Source organism: Paraburkholderia phymatum, assembly GCF_040965635.1.
GTDB lineage: Bacteria > Pseudomonadota > Gammaproteobacteria > Burkholderiales > Burkholderiaceae > Paraburkholderia > Paraburkholderia phymatum_B.
In genome coordinates, this window is record NZ_JBFRCH010000013.1 from 146,653 (window position 1) to 161,254 (window position 14,602).

Sequence of the window (14,602 nt, forward strand, 5' to 3'; positions counted from 1 at the left end):
GATCACGCCCCTGTCGCTGCACCGCGATCGTCGTGATACGTGTAACGCGTTTCGATGGGCGCAGAGATCTCCCACACCGCCTCCGCGCCGTCGCCGATCGAGACGAAGTCCCCCGCTTCGATGTCGAGTTGCACGCCATGTGCGAAGGTCAGCCGCGCCCGGCCATTAACGACGTAGAACGTCGCGCCCGGTACATAGCGATGCTGGAACGTATTGCTGTCGCAATGCCATGTGTCCCAGTCGGCCGTCGTGTGTTCGATGTCATCCGGCGCTCGTTGCCTGGAGATGGATGGAGTCTTGATGGAAGCGTTCATGTCGGACATGGAGAGTGAATGTTGGGTTGACGCGAACTGGTGAGCGAGGCGTCGGGATTCGTCGTCGCGTGTCAAGCTGACCTATTTCGTCCACTGCTGAACCAGCGTGCGGTTCGCATCGATCCAGGCCTTCGCGCCTTTCTCAGGGTTTGACACACCTTGCTTGATGATTTCCGACATCAGCCCGCCCAACGAGTTGTCATCCATCTTCCATTGCTGCAACCAACGCTCGACGTCGGGATGCTGCTTCTTGAATGCCTGAGTCTCGATTCCATAGATAGAGTCGGTCGACCCATAGGCGCCTTTCGGGTCCTTCAGATATTTGAGCTTGTATTTGGACCAGATCCAGTGGGGTTTCCAAAGCGTCACGACGATAGGCTCCTTGCGCTGAATCGCACGTTCAAGCGACAGGACCATCGCGGACTCGGACGATGACTGAACGTCATAGTCGAGCTGATAGGTGGTCTTTGCCTTCTCCGTCAACTGCATGAGGCTGCTGCCGGAATCGATGCCGACGATCTTTGGGCGGCCACTGGACGCGAAGAGACTTTTGTTCGCATTCAACTGGTCGATGCTGTCGACGGCAACATAGTCAGGCACGACGAGGCCCAGATTTGCCTCCTTGAACCAAGGCCCGATCTGCACCACTCGGTCTTTGACCTTGTCGAACGCAGGCTTGTCGCCTGACGGAAGCCAGACTTCGAAGGTCAGGTCGATTTTCCCCTGTGCGACGCTGTTGTAGATCAGCGCCTTGTCTGCGTTTTGTAACTGGACCTTGAGCCCTTTCTCGTCGAGAAGAACTTTCCACATGTTCGCGACAGCGATGTTCTCCGCCCAGTTGTTCACGCCGATCGTGATCGACCTGTCTTCCGCACGCGCTGTGGCGCCCATTAGCAGAAAGACTACGGGCAGTAACCACTTGAGCAATCCAAGCAACTTGATCATTTTCTACGCTTCCATTTGAGGGTTGAAACGGTCCAGCACATGCAGCGCCGCCTTGCTTATCGCAGCAATGTTTCTTCGAACGGGAAAAGTGAAAGCAGGCGCGTTCCCGTCTCCGTCACGAGCAATTGCTGCTCGAGCTTCACGCCTTCCTGTCCAGCGCGCTCGCCGATGTAGCTCTCGACGCACAGCGTCATTCCCGGCTGTATTTCACCGTCGTAGCCAGACGCAGCGAAGTCCGCATGATGGTAGAGGTACGGGTATTCGCCCGTCATGCCGCACCCGTGTGCCGACAGGTAATAGCGATTCGCGTGATATTTGTCCGGGATGTTCCAGGCCTTGTCGCTGTATTCCCTGAACGTCATGCCCGGACGAATGATCCCAATGTTGTGATGTACCTGCTCGTGAGCGAGCTTGTAGAGCGTGCGCTGGTTCTCGCTCGGCTTATCCGGCCCGGCGTGGAAGGTACGGGAAAAGTCAGAGTAGTAGCCGTGACAGCCAACGACATCCGTATCCAGCGCGATCAACTGGTTTGGTTCGACGACATGGCTGGATGTTTCCTGGAACCAGGGGTTGGTTCGATGCCCGGCACTCAACAGGCGCGTCTCAACGTAGTCGCCGTCCTGAGCGATAACCGATTGATGCAGCACAGACCACAATTCATTCTCCGACATGCCGGGCCGGATCGCGTCCCGAAGCTTCCCGACGGCAGCTTCTGTCGCGCGCAGTGAGGCGATGACGCACTTCAGTTCCTCGGCCGACTTGATGGCACGCGCCATCTCGATCGGCTCCTGTGCATCCACCAGATGCACGCCATGCCCGGCCAGCGCAATCGCGACGCCCGCGTTCATGCGCTCGATACCGACCGTGGGCTTCGGACCGACGAGTGCAGTCAGCGTGGCCGCCATATCGGCCGCCCATGCTTTTTCACGCGCCGCGATGGCCGGGCCTGCCGCGACGAAACTGGCGGTTGACGATGAACGGACTTCGTCGATCGTCTCCAGGCCGTTGGCCAGGTGCTCGCAACCCGTGAACTCGAACAGAATCGTCCGGCTTTCCGTGACGATGAGGTAGCGCGAAGGCGTGTTACGGGCGCAAAAAATCTGCATGTTGCGCGCGCCCGTGGCGTACCGGATGTTCACCGGGTCGCTGATGATCAAAGCCGCGATATCGCGCTTTCGCATTTCGGCCCGGACTCTGCCAAGGCGATAAGCTCGCACCGACACGAGGTCGATTTCAGAGCCGTGCAAAGAGCGATCGAGCGACTGAAGATCGGAAAGATCTTGGCGCTCGCGGTGCCAGTTAAGCGTAGTCATAAGAACGTCCAGATGGGGAAAACACTAACCTCTAGTTATGTACCGCATCGCGACACCCGACGCTTGGGAGTCCCGGTTCTGCCTACTTGAAAAGGACTTTACGAGGCGAAAATTTCCCTGTACACAGATGAAATCTCATGTCCGTTGATAACTGTGTGTTATGAAGAGCCTACGCCATCGCCTTCCGCCGCTGACGAGTTTGATGTTTTTCGAGGCAGCGGCCCGGACGTTGAATTTCACGCGAGCTGCGGAAGAGCTTCACGTTTCACAGGCGGCAGTAAGCAAGCAGATCCGCCAGCTTGAGGAGGGGCTTGGGTTCGTACTCTTCGAACGGGTCGGGCGACGGGTACAGCTGTCGCCGCGCGGAACGCAGCTTCATGGCAAAGTCAGCGCGGCGTTCAATTACCTCGCTGATGCCGTGGATGAGATCAGCGTCAAGCGCAGCGCGACCATGGTGACCCTGGCCGCAAACACAGCGATCTCGCATTTCTGGCTGAGTGAAGTCATGAAGGACTTCCGTGACCGCAATCCGAGCTTTTCGGCGAGCATTCGTACAATTACGTCCGATCAGCCTTCTGATCTGTTTGACGACAGCGTCGATCTTGTCGTGGCCTATGACCCGGGTCAGCGAATCGACTGGACCGCGCAGTTGTTGTTCGAGGAAGAGATATTTCCCGTCGCGAGTCCTGCCTATATCGAGAGTCATCCGCTACGCGGCGACGGTCCCGAAGCATTGCTATCACAGGTTCTTCTCGAGTACGAGCGCCTCCAACCCAACTGGATCAATTGGTCTATCTGGTTCAAGTCGCTAGGAATTGAACCGAGCCGCGTGAGAGCGACCGAGTACGGCAACAACTACATCGTGCTTGTGGATGCGGCCTCGCGCGGAAGAGGCGTGACGTTGGGCACTCGCCATCTTCTTGACGCGGAAATTCGCAGTGGCAGACTGGCCCGCCTATCGTCGTTGAGTGTGCGCCCTGGTCGCGGCTACTTCCTGATGCGCAATGACCAGCGTCCATTCAGCCCTGAGGTTGAACAGCTGTATAGCTGGATTGCCGGTTACCGTGTGAACCAGGACATTCGCGAAGCACCTGTCGCTTCCGGGTAGCAGCGATCGTCGAAATCACCCGACAAAGCAAGGCATGCACGGACGTCCCGGACTCATATTCGCCGTCGGTTACGACCGTAAGCTCAGAAGAGGGGATCTCTGTACACTGAAAGCATCGTCGCGATCACCCGCGCGAGGCATCGATGTCAAATGCGTTTTTTACGATCGGCCATTCGACTCACCCGTTGCGCGAATTCATCGGGCTGTTGACGGGCGCACAGATTGAGAACGTGGTCGATGTGCGCAGCATTCCCCGTTCCCGCACGAATCCGCAATTCAATCGCGAGACGTTGCCCGACGCGCTGAGTCGGCAGCACATTGGTTACATCCATCTGGCCGGCTTGGGCGGGCGGCGCAGCAGACCCAAGGGCGCCGCTCCGTCGCCCAATGGCTATTGGACGCATCCTGCCTTTCGCAACTATGCGGACTACGCGATGAGCGCCGCATTTCGCGACGCGCTTGCGCAGCTGCTCGAACTCGGCCATCGGCACAGGTGCGTGATTATGTGTTCGGAAGCTGTCTGGTGGCGATGCCACCGCCGCATCATCACGGATTACCTGCTGGAGCGCGGCGAGACCGTGCTGCATATCATGAACGCGGGTCGCACTGAACCAGCAACCATGACACCCGGTGCGCAGCCGCAGCCTGACGGAACGCTGATCTATCCGTCCGATCCGGGACATTGATTGTCGCGAGTTCTACGCGAGACCCGCGATCTTCAGCAGGACGGCTATGGAGGTGAACGGGTGGGCCAGATACATTGATCACTTCCCCCGAGAAGGCGCGGAAGCTTTTCCCCACACGAGCGATTCCGGATGTTGTTGCAGATAGTCGGCGAGCGAATTGAGCGAAGCAAGTGTGCGCCGCAATTCCGTCAGCGCCCGATGCATGTCGGATTGAAGCGGAGAATCCTGCGCAAGCGTAGCGTTCGCCGCATTGAAGGATTGCTGGGCGGCCGACAGCGTTGCGCGGGCTTCAGGTATCAGTTCGGTGTCGACCTGCTTGAAAAGCGACGCGGTGGTTCGAAGTGTCTGGTCAAGACTTTGGCCGATCTTGTCGAATGGCACGCGGCCCAGTTTGTTCACTATGCCTGCAAGCTGGTCCTGAAGTTCTTCGAGGGTATTGGGTACTGTCGGCAGTTCGACAGGCGTTCGCTGCGTATCGATTTGAACCTTGCGTGCGCGTGGGAAAAAGTCGAGCGCTACATATCGCTGTCCCGTTAGAACACTCCCTGTGCGCAGCTGCCCGCGCAAGCCGTTTTCGACGAGTTGATGCAGCAGATGTCTGCCCGCTGCGCTGTCGCCGTTTCCGAGTGCCTGCCGGTAGCGGTGTCCCAGCCGCGTGGGGTACAGATCGAGCATGGCGAGCATGTCGATCCGAGCCGTTGCGGGATTGAAGTCCATATCGATTGCCGTCACCCGGCCCAGTTCGACACCGCGGAATTCGACGGGTGCGCCGATGGACAGACCGCGCAACGATTGATCGAATCGCATGAGGACGCGCGCGGCGGCTCCGTCCTCCGCTCGTTGCGTTGCATCGGTGCGGTTGGCGGCAAGCACGAAGGACGCGCCATCTGCAGCGTGGAGCGGGGCTGGCATGCGTGTGACCGTGTCGAATGCGACGCCGCCGGAAAGCAATGACGCCACAGACTGCGTACCGAGTCTGAAACCGTCGGAGCCGAAGCGCACATCGATCCCGCTTGCCTGCCACCAGCCGGTAGCCGATGTCACATACCCGTCGTAGGGTGCGTCGACGAATACGTCGACGACCACATCGGCGCCATCTGCGGAAAGCGAATAATCGAGAACCCGGCCGGCTTGCACATGACGGAACAGCACGGGTGAGCCGGCTGTAAGAGAGCCCAGGGAGTTGGCGTGAAGCACGAAGCGCTTTCCCTTCTGATCGCTTGTGACGGAGGGAGGCGTTTCGAGTCCGATGAACGCTTTGCATTGTCTCGATGAGCCGCCGATGTCAGCGGCGATGTATGCGCCGGAAATGGCTGTCGAAAGACCCGAGACGCCTGCCATCCCGATGCGCGGACGAACCACCCAATAGCGTGTGCCGCATGCCGCAAACGGTTTTGCGGAATCGTCCAGTTGCACATCGGCGAGAACGCGAGCGCGGTTGGTCGAAAGATGCACGGCCTTCAGTGCGCCGATTTCGACATCTTTGTAGCGCACCCGCGTTTTACCCGCCTCCAGGCTTTCGGCTGTCATGAAGCTGATCGTGATGCGCGGTCCGCGCTGCACAGTCGCCCGGACGAGGAGCGCGCCTGAGACGAGCAACGCGACAACGGGAATCAGCCACACGATCGACGGTCGGAGCCGATCGCTCACTACAGCTCTCCGGTCACGACGTCGCGCAGATGTTTGCCGATCCGGCGCGCCCGGTGATGCACGCGTTGAAGCGACGACAAGGGCGGTTCTTCGAATGCCTGAAAGACTCAAGCGCAGACTCACGTACAGACTCACGCGCGAACCAGTGACATGAAAATGCACGACCACGACACCGGATTCGTACCCAATGCGACATGGGCTGCCACCCGTTCATCATGATCGAACGGTCCATAGCAGGTTTTTCGTTTTGACGTGGCGCTTAACGGGCGTTCGCATGAGAGTGGACCGCCAGCGTGATATAGGCGAGCGCAACGAACACGCCCGCCATCGTTCCGAGCACGTCCCGGTAGCCGGCCCCTCGCGTGAAATGGACGGGTAGTCCCACGACGAAGTACGTAACAGCGAACACGATCACCACCATCAACGGCGGCGGTGTCGTCATCAGGAGGTCTCTGACTGCGTACATCATTTCCCGAACCAACAGGTGACGAGCAGCCGTCCCTGTCGACGTGCTGCTGCTGTTGTGGACACATCCTTGCGATGCGAACCTTTGCCTTGCCGCGTGCCGCCCGTTGGGCTCACACCGTCTCTTATTGCAGTTGGGCGACGAGGGCCTCGGCACCTTTGTCGAGGCCGGTTCTGGCCGCGCTGAGCGATCCGAATGCAGCGGGCAGATTCATCGCGTTCGGATATTGCTTCGACACATACGCCCGCAAAAGGCGGTTGTTGGAACTGTCATACACCTCAACGACGTATGTCACCGAGCCGCTGAACGCGCCTTTGCCTCCACGGATCGCCTGGACGCCGTTGTAAAGGTTCCCCGCGATATCGAAGTGCATTACCTGTCCGACGAGCGCAGTGGTCTTTTCCGCGCCCGTCAGCGTCAGCTTGACGCGCAAGGTCGCAGGCGAAGGCTGGCTGGCGACTTCGAAACGCTTCGCGAGCTTCGCCGCAAACGTCTTGCCCATGTAGTCCGCGAGCGCGGCCTTGTCGTCGTCGGGCATATCGGCGAACTGGTTGTCATTGCCTCGATACACGGCGACGGGTTCGATCATGACCTGCGTGTAACGCGACCAGACGACGGGAGCGGCATACCGGTAAGGCACTTTTGCTGCGTCATCGTCCCTGTTCTGCTTCAGTTGCGGCGATGACGAAATGCCCGAATAGGCAACGGGCTGCACGCTCGAACATGCCGTCAGGGCAAGCGTTAGCGCGCTGACGAAAAGCAGCAGGGCGGGTCTTATGGCGGGCATTTCTCGTTCCTCGCAAGTGGATGTCAGATGTCGGCGACGTTTCAATTCATTGAAAGACGACCTGGCCGAAGCGTAGCACCGCCGATTCCATATGTAAACCGTCTATCCGGTTTGTTTCTTGCGTGCGATATCGAGCGTACAATCCCGGTTTCCCGGTTCGGGCGATATGCTGCTTCCAGTTTTTCAGTGATTGGCGTGTTGGGCTTCCAAGGCCACGACTTTGGAGAACAGATGGCTGATCGGCTCGAATGACGTCACTTTCAAGATCAATGGATAACCAGACCCGTTCGGAAAACACCCGCAAGAAGGCCATCGAGGCCGCGCTGACGATTCTCACGCATGAAGGCGTGGGTGGGCTCACGTTCGATTCGCTGTCGCGCGAGAGCGGGATCAGCAAGGGCGGGTTGCTGCATCAGTTCCGTACCAAGAATGGCGTGCTCAAGGCGTTGCTGGAGCATCAGCAGGAGCAGTTCGATCAAATCGCGCGCGAGCACATGGTGAAGGATGGCGCGGCGAAGGTGGAGCCTTGCCTGTCGTCCCAGATCGCCATTTACAGGGAATCCGTCAAGCAGCCTCATTCGGTTGCACGGGCGATCCTCGCCGCTTTGGTGGCGAGTCCGGAACTTCTGGAAGATCTCAAGGCGACCGATGCCGCGAAGATGAAGAAGCTACGGGAAGAATCTGCTGATCTCGAACTTTCCTTGCTCCGATACTTTGCAGCCAGTGGCCTCGCTTTCAATTCGTTGCTCGGGCTATCGCCTCTGCCTGAGTCGATGCTGAACCGGCTTTTTGCCCGGTTGCTCGATGAGACGGCCTGGGCGGTTCACAGGAGTGAGCCGAAAGCGCGTAGGCGGGTTGCCCGCTGACTAGTGAAGCCATCGTGAGACGCCGAGCGCGGCGTCACGCTCGAGCGCCCGCTTCGAACGGTTCCTCAGGAACGACCGTTCAAACCATGCAAGCTTGCATTGAGAGTGGACGGAAGCAGACCCACCGAGGTGCGCTCGAGACCATCCGCCAGCATGGCATCGATAAGGGCGCGAGCGTTGCGGTCGACGCAGGTGAGAGCGACGCTCTCCGAATCGTATATGACGGGATCGGCAAAGTCTCCGATGACCTTTTGTCTTGACGTCAGTGTGCGCAACGACCACGCGACGCGGTATCTCAGCGCGACACCATCGGACGACCGGACCGTCCGCGGCTCCATGTGCGCCTCAATCGCGAATCCGCGATAACGCCCGACGATATGTTTCATTGATTGGCTCCACAAATTTTCGCGAGCAAGCGTGTCCGTCAGCGTCCGTAACCAACATCCACACCCGCATGCGCACTGAAGCGCGGCTCGTCGATCCATGCGGCGAGCCAGTCATGGAATTGTCCCCAGTCGTCGGCGAGGTCGAGTTCACGTGCGTGCAATCCGCTGTGCCTGCCATCGTTGCCCTCGCCAATCCACGCATAGACTGTCCGCGCGCCATTCCACCAGGCGATCATGCCGTCCGTCAGATCGGCGGTCGTCCCCGCGGGCATCGTGACCAGCAGGCGCGACAGGCGGGCATCGAACTCTTCAAACCTCATCGCTCGCCTCTCAATGCACGAAGCCGAAAAACGCCATCGCGCCTTCGGCTGGCGTCAGGCCCGCCTTGAAGTACCCCTCGAGCCGGTCCGCAATCGCTTCGTCGAGTGTGAAGGGCGGATGGATGTAGCCCACATTGAACGCATGGTCGTACCAGTCGCTGAGCCATGCGCGCAGTTCGATCACATATTGCGGCAATGCATTCGAAGCGTCGTCGTGCATGTGCGTCTCCTTGGCTTGCAGAACGATCAGGCTGCCTTGCGGCCTATCCCCATCTCCGGTCGGCGCCTGTCCGGTGGAAACACATGCCATGTGCCGTCGGCATGGCGAAAGAAGAAGAGGGAGAACGAGCCAGTCGGCCGTTCGATCTGAATGCACACGCGACACGTTCCACCCGAGCGCGAGCGTTCCAGCAGGCGCACGCGCGCTGCCCGGCTTCGTGTCGAGCCGACCAGTTTTTCGACCTGAGAGCGCAGCGATCTGTTACCCGCCATGACTTTCCCCGCGATGCACGATGAATCGATGCTACGGGCGAGCGGTGCGCGCGCCCAATCGGCGGCGGCGGAATGTCGTCTCAGGAAGCGCTGATTTCGGCCGTCAGGATTTCCTGAACCGGCGTAGCGTGAAGCAACGGCATATGAGGGTTTTCACCGGCGCCGGGGCTTTCGGCGTGAATGGGCGCGTTAAGGATTTCCTGACACGCGAATCAGGATGTCACACGACCGTGTTTGCGCTTGCACTGACTGCGACACAGGTTCTGATCGCAGATGATGAGTCATCGAAACGCGATATGAACCGATGCATCATGATGGCCTATCTGTCCGAGCGGGAGAATGTTGTCGAGCAGGTCGATTCGCTCTGTCTGCGGCTGTTCGACACCTGGTGCGAGACGCGCAGTGTGACGCCGCTCGCGTATTTGTTGCATTGCTGGCCGTTGACCGACAGCGCGCCGGGTGCTTTGCGGCGGGTGGGTGAAACGATGCGCTATTTGCGGCGCCATCATGGGGATCAGCTCGACGCGTACGGCTTTCAGGCGCTGTGCGAAATGGCCGATCTGATCGACGAACTGATAGAACGTCCGGCGCGTACGGTCCGGCTGATGGCGGTGGGCGAGGTGCCGGAATAACAACAGGACACGGCAGGCAAAAACGCGCAAAGACATGCGGGCAGCGCACAGTGACTACGGGCGCGCGTTGTTTCATCTGATGTTTGAAACCCGGGTGGGGCGCGATAGACCGGGCTTTGGCATCGAGTGCAGAATAGGACACACACAACGGCGGCACTCGCTGGAAGATATGGCTCTCGACAGGTTCGACGCATGGCGGAGCGGGCTCCGTTACGTGCGGCGCAGTGTGGTGCTGCGGCTGCTCGCGACGGTGCTCGTCTTTAGCTGCGCGATCACGCTGATCCTGACGGCGGTGCAGCTCTATCGCGACTACGAGCGCGGCATCGCGCAGATTCAGAACCGTCTCGTCGATATCGACCGCAGCTATAGCGACAGTCTCGGCGAAGCGCTATGGCGGCTCGATCAGCCGCAACTGAAGCTGGAACTGGAAGGCATGCTTCGCCTCGCGGATATTCGCGCCGCCGAAGTGCGCGAGTCGCCGTCGGCAGGCACACCGATGGTCGTGGCCGTGGGCGGGCGCATGACGGAGATGACAGTCGCGCGAGAGTTTCCGATCCTGTACCGCGTGCAGAACAAGGTCGTGCGCATCGGCACCCTGTATGTGGAGGCGACGCTCGCCAATCTCTATCACGAGCTTGCGCGCACCGCGCTGGTGATCCTCGTGAGCCAGGGCGCGAATACGTTTCTGGTCGCGCTCTTCACGTTCTATATCCTGTGGCGGCTGGTCACGCGGCATCTGGCAGCGATCGCGCGCACTGTCGGCGATTACGATTTCCACGAGCCGCCGCGGCCATTCGTCCTGCGGCGTACGCCGCCGCGCGAGCCGGATGAACTCGACCGCGTGGTGTCGGCGTTCAACGCGATGGGTACGCGCCTGCATCGTGCGTATCTCGACGAGCGCGAAGCGGCGATCGAGCGCGAAGCCCGGCGCTCGGCGGAAGCGGCCAATCGCGCGAAAGGCGAATTCCTCGCGAATCTCAGCCACGAACTGCGCACGCCGCTCAACGGCATTCTTGGCTATGCGCAGATCCTTGGGCGCGACAGCACGTTGAGCGTGCGTCAGCGCGACGGTGTCGCTGTGATCCAGCAAAGCGGAGAACATCTGCTGACGTTGATCGACGAGACGCTCGATTTCGCGAAAGTCGAAGCGGGCAAGCTGCGCATCGAGATCTGCGACGTGCCGCTCGCGGGTCTCGTCGATTCGATACGCGAAATCATCGGCGTGAAGGTCGAGCAGAGACGGCTTGCATTCGAATGCGAGGTCGCCGCCGATGCGCCATCCGGTGTGCGCGCCGACGAACGCCGCTTGCGCCAGGTGTTGCTCAATTTGCTGTCGAACGCCGTGAAGTTCACCGATGAAGGCAGCGTGCGCCTGCATATCGGACGAAGCGCGAGCGGTGCCGTCCGCTTCGAAGTGCACGACACGGGCATCGGTATTCGCGCGGAACATCACGAGAAAATCTTCATGCCATTCGAGCAGGCGAGCGGCGCGGAACGGCGCGCGGGCGGCACGGGCCTCGGGCTTGCGATCACCCGGCAGTTCGTTCGCGCGATGGGCGGCGAGGTGCACGTCGAGAGCGAACCAGGCCAAGGCAGCGTGTTCTGGTTCGAACTGCCGCCGTCGCTCGTCGAACTGACGGCGTCGTGCGCGCAGGTTCCCGCGTCTGTCGTCACGGGCTACGAAGGGCCGCGTCTCAAGGTGCTCGTGATCGACGACGTGCAGGTCAATCGCGCTGTCGTCGTCGAACTGCTGGGGCGGCTCGGCTTCGATACCGTCGAGGCCGACAACGGCCGCGACGGCATCTCGATCGCGCAGACAGAGCATCCCGATCTGATACTCACGGACATCGTAATGCCAGGCATCGATGGTCTCGAAGTGACGCAGCGTCTGCGCGCGATACCCGAATTCGCGCACGTGCCGATCATAGCGGTATCGGCGACGCCGTTCGGCGTGGACGGCGCGAAGAGTCTCGACGCTGGCGCCAACGCGTTCATCGCCAAGCCGGTGGACTTCGACTTGCTGCTCGCACGCATGGCCAGTTTGCTCGACGTCACGTGGATTCACATTGCCGCGCGGGCCGACGTTGTGCCGGATGTACCTCTGACGTTTCCCGCCGCGATGTCCGCCGATGCAATGAACGAACTGCATCAGCTCGCGCGCGACGGCAACATGCGCGGCATCGCTCAGTGGGCGGAGCGCATCGCGGCGAGCGATCCGGCGCATGCGGTGTTCGCCGCGCGGCTGCATCAACTGGCGCGCGCGTATCAGTCGAAGGCGATCCTGCAACTCGTCGAGCGGTACCTGGAGGGGAACACCGCATCATGAGCCCTCTCGCCGCCACGGTCGCACATACGGGCACGGTCCTGATCGTCGACGATACGCCCGCGAATCTCGGCGTGGTCGTTGACAGTCTCGAAGCGCGCGGCATCCGCGTGCTGGTCGCGCTCGACGGCATCGAAGCGCTGGAGCGCGCGGCATTCGCGCAGCCCGACGTGATCCTGCTCGACGTGAAGATGCCGGGGATCGACGGCTTCGAGACGTGTCGCCGTCTGAAGCGCGACGAACGCACGCGCGATATCGCCGTTATCTTCATGACCTCGCTGACAGGCAACGAGGATCGCGTCGAGGGCTTTTCGGCGGGCGGGGTCGATTACGTGACCAAGCCGTTGCGCGTCGACGAGACGCTGGCGCGTGTCGGCGTGCATCTCCAACTGCGCGCGATGCACAAGCAGCTTCTTGCACAGAACCGGCAACTGCTTGCGGAAGTGGCCGTGCGCAAGGAAACAGAGGCTGCGCTATCGCAGGCGCGCGACGATCTCGAACAGCGCGTCGCGTTGCGCACCGAAGAACTGGCGCGCGCCAACGCGAACCTGCAGGCGCAGATCGACGAGCGGCGGCGCGCGGACGCGCGCTTGCAGGCAAGCGAGGCGCGCTTTCGCGCGATCGTCGAAACCAGTCCGGTGCCGTTGTGCATCACGTCGATGCCGGATGGACACATCCTCTACACGAACGAGCCGCTGCGCGAACTGTTCGGCATGGACGAAGGCATGTCGGCCAATATCGCGGATTTTTACACCGATCCAGGCGAGCGCGACCATCTGATCCAGTATTTGAGGACGGAGGGCAGTCTGCAAAATGCGGAGGTGCAGTTCCGGCGCCCCGACGGCACGCGGTTCTGGGCGATGGCGACGGCGCGCGTCGCGACCTACGACGATTCGCCCGCGATCTATGTCGGCCTGAACGACATCACGGGGCGCAAGCGGATGGAACAGGAGCTCGTCGAATCACGCGAGCAGCAGCGCGAGCTGTCCGCGTACATGGAGGCGATCCGCGAAGAGGAGAGAAAGCGCATTGCGATGGAGATTCACGACGAGCTTGGCCAGTTGCTGACTGCGCTCAAAATGGACGTGTCGCTGCTCAAGATGCGCCTCACGCACGATCCGGAAGCAATGAAAAAAGCCGATGACATGCGCGAACTGGTCGAAGGCACGATCTGGATGGTGCGCAACGTCGCGAGTCATTTGCGGCCGGCTGCACTCAATTTCGGCATCGTGTCGGCGCTCGAGTGGCTCGTCGACGAGTTCAACCGCCGCAATCCGATTCATTGCGAGTTGCGCATCGTCGGTGGCGAGCCTGCGCTGTCGGATGCGCACGCGACGGCTGTGTTCCGCATCGTGCAGGCCTCCCTGACGAACGTCGCGCGTCATGCCGACGCGACGCGCGTGGACGTGACGCTGATCTCGACGGCGGAGAAGCTTGAACTGCAGGTGCGTGACGACGGCCGCGGCTTCGATCAGCAAGTGGTGAGGCGCAATTATTCATATGGCCTGCTCGGCATGAACGAGCGCGCGCGGCTGATCGGCGGATCGCTTTCGATCGGCAGCGCGCCGGGCGCGGGCACCACGGTTTCGATTCACATTCCGCTCGATGGCGGATCTCGAACATGATCAGGATACTCATTGCAGACGATCATGCGATCGTCCGTGGCGGACTCAGGCAGATCATCGCGACCACGAGCGATATCGTCGTCGTGGCGGAAGCGGCGCAAGGGGCAGAAGTGGTCGACAAGCTGCGCAGTTGCGTCGTCGATCTGCTGCTGCTCGACATGACGATGCCCGGCATCAGCGGCGTCGATCTGATCCGTCGAGTACGGGCAGAGCAGCCTTCGCTGCCCGTACTCGTGCTGAGCATTCACGACGAGGCGCAGGTGGCGTCGCGCGCATTGCGCGCGGGCGCGACGGGCTATCTGACCAAAGACAGCGATCCGGACGTGCTGCTCGCGGCGATCCGCAAGCTCGCGGACGGTGGCCGCTTCATCGATCCGAAACTCGTCGATGCCATGGTCTTCGAAACACAGCGCGGCGACGTGCCGCCGCATGAAGTGCTGTCGGACCGCGAATTTCAGGTGCTGCAGATGCTCGCGGCGGGCAGGAGCATCAACGAAATCGCCGACGCTTGCGCGCTCAGCGCGAAAACGATCAGTACACACAAGATGCGACTGATGCAGAAACTCGGGCTTTCCAACAATGCCGAGGTGATCCGGTACGCGATCCGGCACGGATTGATCGTCGAGTAGAGGGATGCTCGCCCCGCAAAATGCAGGGATGAGGTGAGTATCGATGAGCGTTCTGTCAGG

17 protein-coding genes are annotated in these 14,602 nt (G+C 60.7%); 7 read left to right on the plus strand and 10 right to left on the minus strand.

What is annotated here, in order from left to right:
- Window positions 1–2: 2 nt before the first annotated feature.
- The 3 genes from AB4Y32_RS22390 to AB4Y32_RS22400 all read right to left on the minus strand — a co-directional run bounded on the left by AB4Y32_RS22390 (window position 3) and on the right by AB4Y32_RS22400 (window position 2,572).
- On the minus strand, window positions 3–314 hold the full coding sequence (locus tag AB4Y32_RS22390; protein ID WP_368723435.1) for a cupin domain-containing protein: 312 nt from the start codon (window positions 312–314) through the stop codon (window positions 3–5).
- An 81-nt stretch (window positions 315–395) separates the two neighbouring features.
- Window positions 396–1,259, minus strand: a complete 864-nt coding sequence (locus AB4Y32_RS22395) for a glycine betaine ABC transporter substrate-binding protein (RefSeq protein ID WP_368723436.1) — start codon at window positions 1,257–1,259, stop codon at window positions 396–398.
- A gap of 56 nt (window positions 1,260–1,315) precedes the next feature.
- On the minus strand, window positions 1,316–2,572 hold the full coding sequence (locus tag AB4Y32_RS22400; protein WP_368723437.1) for a M24 family metallopeptidase: 1,257 nt from the start codon (window positions 2,570–2,572) through the stop codon (window positions 1,316–1,318).
- A 202-nt stretch (window positions 2,573–2,774) separates the two neighbouring features.
- Between AB4Y32_RS22400 and AB4Y32_RS22405 the strand changes: the two genes are divergently transcribed.
- Both AB4Y32_RS22405 and AB4Y32_RS22410 read left to right on the plus strand, forming a co-directional pair.
- On the plus strand, window positions 2,775–3,680 hold the full coding sequence (locus tag AB4Y32_RS22405; RefSeq protein WP_368723438.1) for a LysR substrate-binding domain-containing protein: 906 nt from the start codon (window positions 2,775–2,777) through the stop codon (window positions 3,678–3,680).
- 143 nt (window positions 3,681–3,823) lie between these two features.
- A complete protein-coding gene (locus AB4Y32_RS22410; protein ID WP_368723439.1) occupies window positions 3,824–4,366 on the plus strand; it encodes a DUF488 family protein in 543 nt (180 codons plus the stop codon).
- 78 nt (window positions 4,367–4,444) lie between these two features.
- Here the strand turns inward: AB4Y32_RS22410 and AB4Y32_RS22415 are convergent, their stop codons facing one another.
- The 3 genes from AB4Y32_RS22415 to AB4Y32_RS22425 form a co-directional block, all read right to left on the minus strand.
- Window positions 4,445–6,016: an intermembrane transport protein PqiB gene (locus AB4Y32_RS22415; protein ID WP_368723440.1), complete on the minus strand. Its 1,572-nt coding sequence runs from the start codon at window positions 6,014–6,016 to the stop codon at window positions 4,445–4,447.
- A gap of 259 nt (window positions 6,017–6,275) precedes the next feature.
- Window positions 6,276–6,458 carry a hypothetical protein gene (locus AB4Y32_RS22420; protein WP_368723441.1) on the minus strand — a complete coding sequence of 61 codons (183 nt, stop codon included), beginning with the start codon at window positions 6,456–6,458 and terminating at the stop codon, window positions 6,276–6,278.
- 148 nt (window positions 6,459–6,606) lie between these two features.
- Window positions 6,607–7,269 carry a DUF3313 domain-containing protein gene (locus tag AB4Y32_RS22425; protein ID WP_368723442.1) on the minus strand — a complete coding sequence of 221 codons (663 nt, stop codon included), beginning with the start codon at window positions 7,267–7,269 and terminating at the stop codon, window positions 6,607–6,609.
- Window positions 7,270–7,538: 269 nt separating this feature from the next.
- On the opposite strand from AB4Y32_RS22425, the gene AB4Y32_RS22430 reads away from it, so the two are divergent.
- Window positions 7,539–8,135 (plus strand): TetR/AcrR family transcriptional regulator, encoded by a 597-nt coding sequence (locus tag AB4Y32_RS22430; RefSeq protein ID WP_368723443.1) that lies wholly within the window; start codon window positions 7,539–7,541, stop codon window positions 8,133–8,135.
- Window positions 8,136–8,200: 65 nt separating this feature from the next.
- On the opposite strand, the gene AB4Y32_RS22435 is transcribed toward AB4Y32_RS22430, so the two are convergent.
- The 4 genes from AB4Y32_RS22435 to AB4Y32_RS22450 are packed head-to-tail and all read right to left on the minus strand — an operon-like array spanning window position 8,201 to window position 9,333.
- On the minus strand, window positions 8,201–8,521 hold the full coding sequence (locus tag AB4Y32_RS22435; RefSeq protein WP_368723444.1) for a hypothetical protein: 321 nt from the start codon (window positions 8,519–8,521) through the stop codon (window positions 8,201–8,203).
- Window positions 8,522–8,559: 38 nt separating this feature from the next.
- On the minus strand, window positions 8,560–8,841 hold the full coding sequence (locus tag AB4Y32_RS22440) for a hypothetical protein (protein ID WP_368723445.1): 282 nt from the start codon (window positions 8,839–8,841) through the stop codon (window positions 8,560–8,562).
- Between the two features lie 10 nt (window positions 8,842–8,851).
- On the minus strand, window positions 8,852–9,061 hold the full coding sequence (locus AB4Y32_RS22445; RefSeq protein ID WP_368723446.1) for a hypothetical protein: 210 nt from the start codon (window positions 9,059–9,061) through the stop codon (window positions 8,852–8,854).
- Window positions 9,062–9,087: 26 nt separating this feature from the next.
- Window positions 9,088–9,333 carry a hypothetical protein gene (locus AB4Y32_RS22450; protein ID WP_368723447.1) on the minus strand — a complete coding sequence of 82 codons (246 nt, stop codon included), beginning with the start codon at window positions 9,331–9,333 and terminating at the stop codon, window positions 9,088–9,090.
- Window positions 9,334–9,644: 311 nt separating this feature from the next.
- Here AB4Y32_RS22450 and AB4Y32_RS22455 point away from each other — a divergent pair, with 311 nt between their 5' ends.
- The 4 genes from AB4Y32_RS22455 to AB4Y32_RS22470 all read left to right on the plus strand — a co-directional run bounded on the left by AB4Y32_RS22455 (window position 9,645) and on the right by AB4Y32_RS22470 (window position 14,542).
- Window positions 9,645–9,965 (plus strand): hypothetical protein, encoded by a 321-nt coding sequence (locus AB4Y32_RS22455; protein WP_368723476.1) that lies wholly within the window; start codon window positions 9,645–9,647, stop codon window positions 9,963–9,965.
- A gap of 169 nt (window positions 9,966–10,134) precedes the next feature.
- Window positions 10,135–12,291, plus strand: a complete 2,157-nt coding sequence (locus AB4Y32_RS22460; RefSeq protein WP_368723448.1) for an ATP-binding protein — start codon at window positions 10,135–10,137, stop codon at window positions 12,289–12,291.
- Window positions 12,288–13,913: a response regulator gene (locus AB4Y32_RS22465; RefSeq protein ID WP_368723449.1), complete on the plus strand. Its 1,626-nt coding sequence runs from the start codon at window positions 12,288–12,290 to the stop codon at window positions 13,911–13,913. The genes AB4Y32_RS22460 and AB4Y32_RS22465 overlap by 4 nt, the downstream gene beginning before the upstream one ends.
- The gene (locus AB4Y32_RS22470; RefSeq protein WP_368723450.1) at window positions 13,910–14,542 is read left to right on the plus strand and encodes a response regulator; all 633 of its coding nucleotides are present in this window, start codon (window positions 13,910–13,912) and stop codon (window positions 14,540–14,542) included. Before AB4Y32_RS22465 ends, AB4Y32_RS22470 begins: the two co-directional genes overlap by 4 nt.
- Window positions 14,543–14,602 lie beyond the last annotated feature (60 nt).

What these genes read in the sequence shown, in the direction of transcription:
- AB4Y32_RS22390 (WP_368723435.1), bottom strand. Translation starts at nt 314, where the DNA reads ATGAACGCTTCCATCAAGACTCCATCCATCTCCAGGCAACGAGCGCCG.
- AB4Y32_RS22395 (WP_368723436.1), bottom strand. Translation starts at nt 1,259, where the DNA reads ATGATCAAGTTGCTTGGATTGCTCAAGTGGTTACTGCCCGTAGTCTTT.
- AB4Y32_RS22400 (WP_368723437.1), bottom strand. Translation starts at nt 2,572, where the DNA reads ATGACTACGCTTAACTGGCACCGCGAGCGCCAAGATCTTTCCGATCTT.
- AB4Y32_RS22405 (WP_368723438.1), top strand. Translation starts at nt 2,775, where the DNA reads ATGTTTTTCGAGGCAGCGGCCCGGACGTTGAATTTCACGCGAGCTGCG.
- AB4Y32_RS22410 (WP_368723439.1), top strand. Translation starts at nt 3,824, where the DNA reads ATGTCAAATGCGTTTTTTACGATCGGCCATTCGACTCACCCGTTGCGC.
- AB4Y32_RS22420 (WP_368723441.1), bottom strand. Translation starts at nt 6,458, where the DNA reads ATGACGACACCGCCGCCGTTGATGGTGGTGATCGTGTTCGCTGTTACG.
- AB4Y32_RS22425 (WP_368723442.1), bottom strand. Translation starts at nt 7,269, where the DNA reads ATGCCCGCCATAAGACCCGCCCTGCTGCTTTTCGTCAGCGCGCTAACG.
- AB4Y32_RS22430 (WP_368723443.1), top strand. Translation starts at nt 7,539, where the DNA reads ATGGATAACCAGACCCGTTCGGAAAACACCCGCAAGAAGGCCATCGAG.
- AB4Y32_RS22435 (WP_368723444.1), bottom strand. Translation starts at nt 8,521, where the DNA reads ATGAAACATATCGTCGGGCGTTATCGCGGATTCGCGATTGAGGCGCAC.
- AB4Y32_RS22440 (WP_368723445.1), bottom strand. Translation starts at nt 8,841, where the DNA reads ATGAGGTTTGAAGAGTTCGATGCCCGCCTGTCGCGCCTGCTGGTCACG.
- AB4Y32_RS22445 (WP_368723446.1), bottom strand. Translation starts at nt 9,061, where the DNA reads ATGCACGACGACGCTTCGAATGCATTGCCGCAATATGTGATCGAACTG.
- AB4Y32_RS22450 (WP_368723447.1), bottom strand. Translation starts at nt 9,333, where the DNA reads ATGGCGGGTAACAGATCGCTGCGCTCTCAGGTCGAAAAACTGGTCGGC.
- AB4Y32_RS22455 (WP_368723476.1), top strand. Translation starts at nt 9,645, where the DNA reads ATGATGGCCTATCTGTCCGAGCGGGAGAATGTTGTCGAGCAGGTCGAT.
- AB4Y32_RS22460 (WP_368723448.1), top strand. Translation starts at nt 10,135, where the DNA reads ATGGCTCTCGACAGGTTCGACGCATGGCGGAGCGGGCTCCGTTACGTG.
- AB4Y32_RS22465 (WP_368723449.1), top strand. Translation starts at nt 12,288, where the DNA reads ATGAGCCCTCTCGCCGCCACGGTCGCACATACGGGCACGGTCCTGATC.
- AB4Y32_RS22470 (WP_368723450.1), top strand. Translation starts at nt 13,910, where the DNA reads ATGATCAGGATACTCATTGCAGACGATCATGCGATCGTCCGTGGCGGA.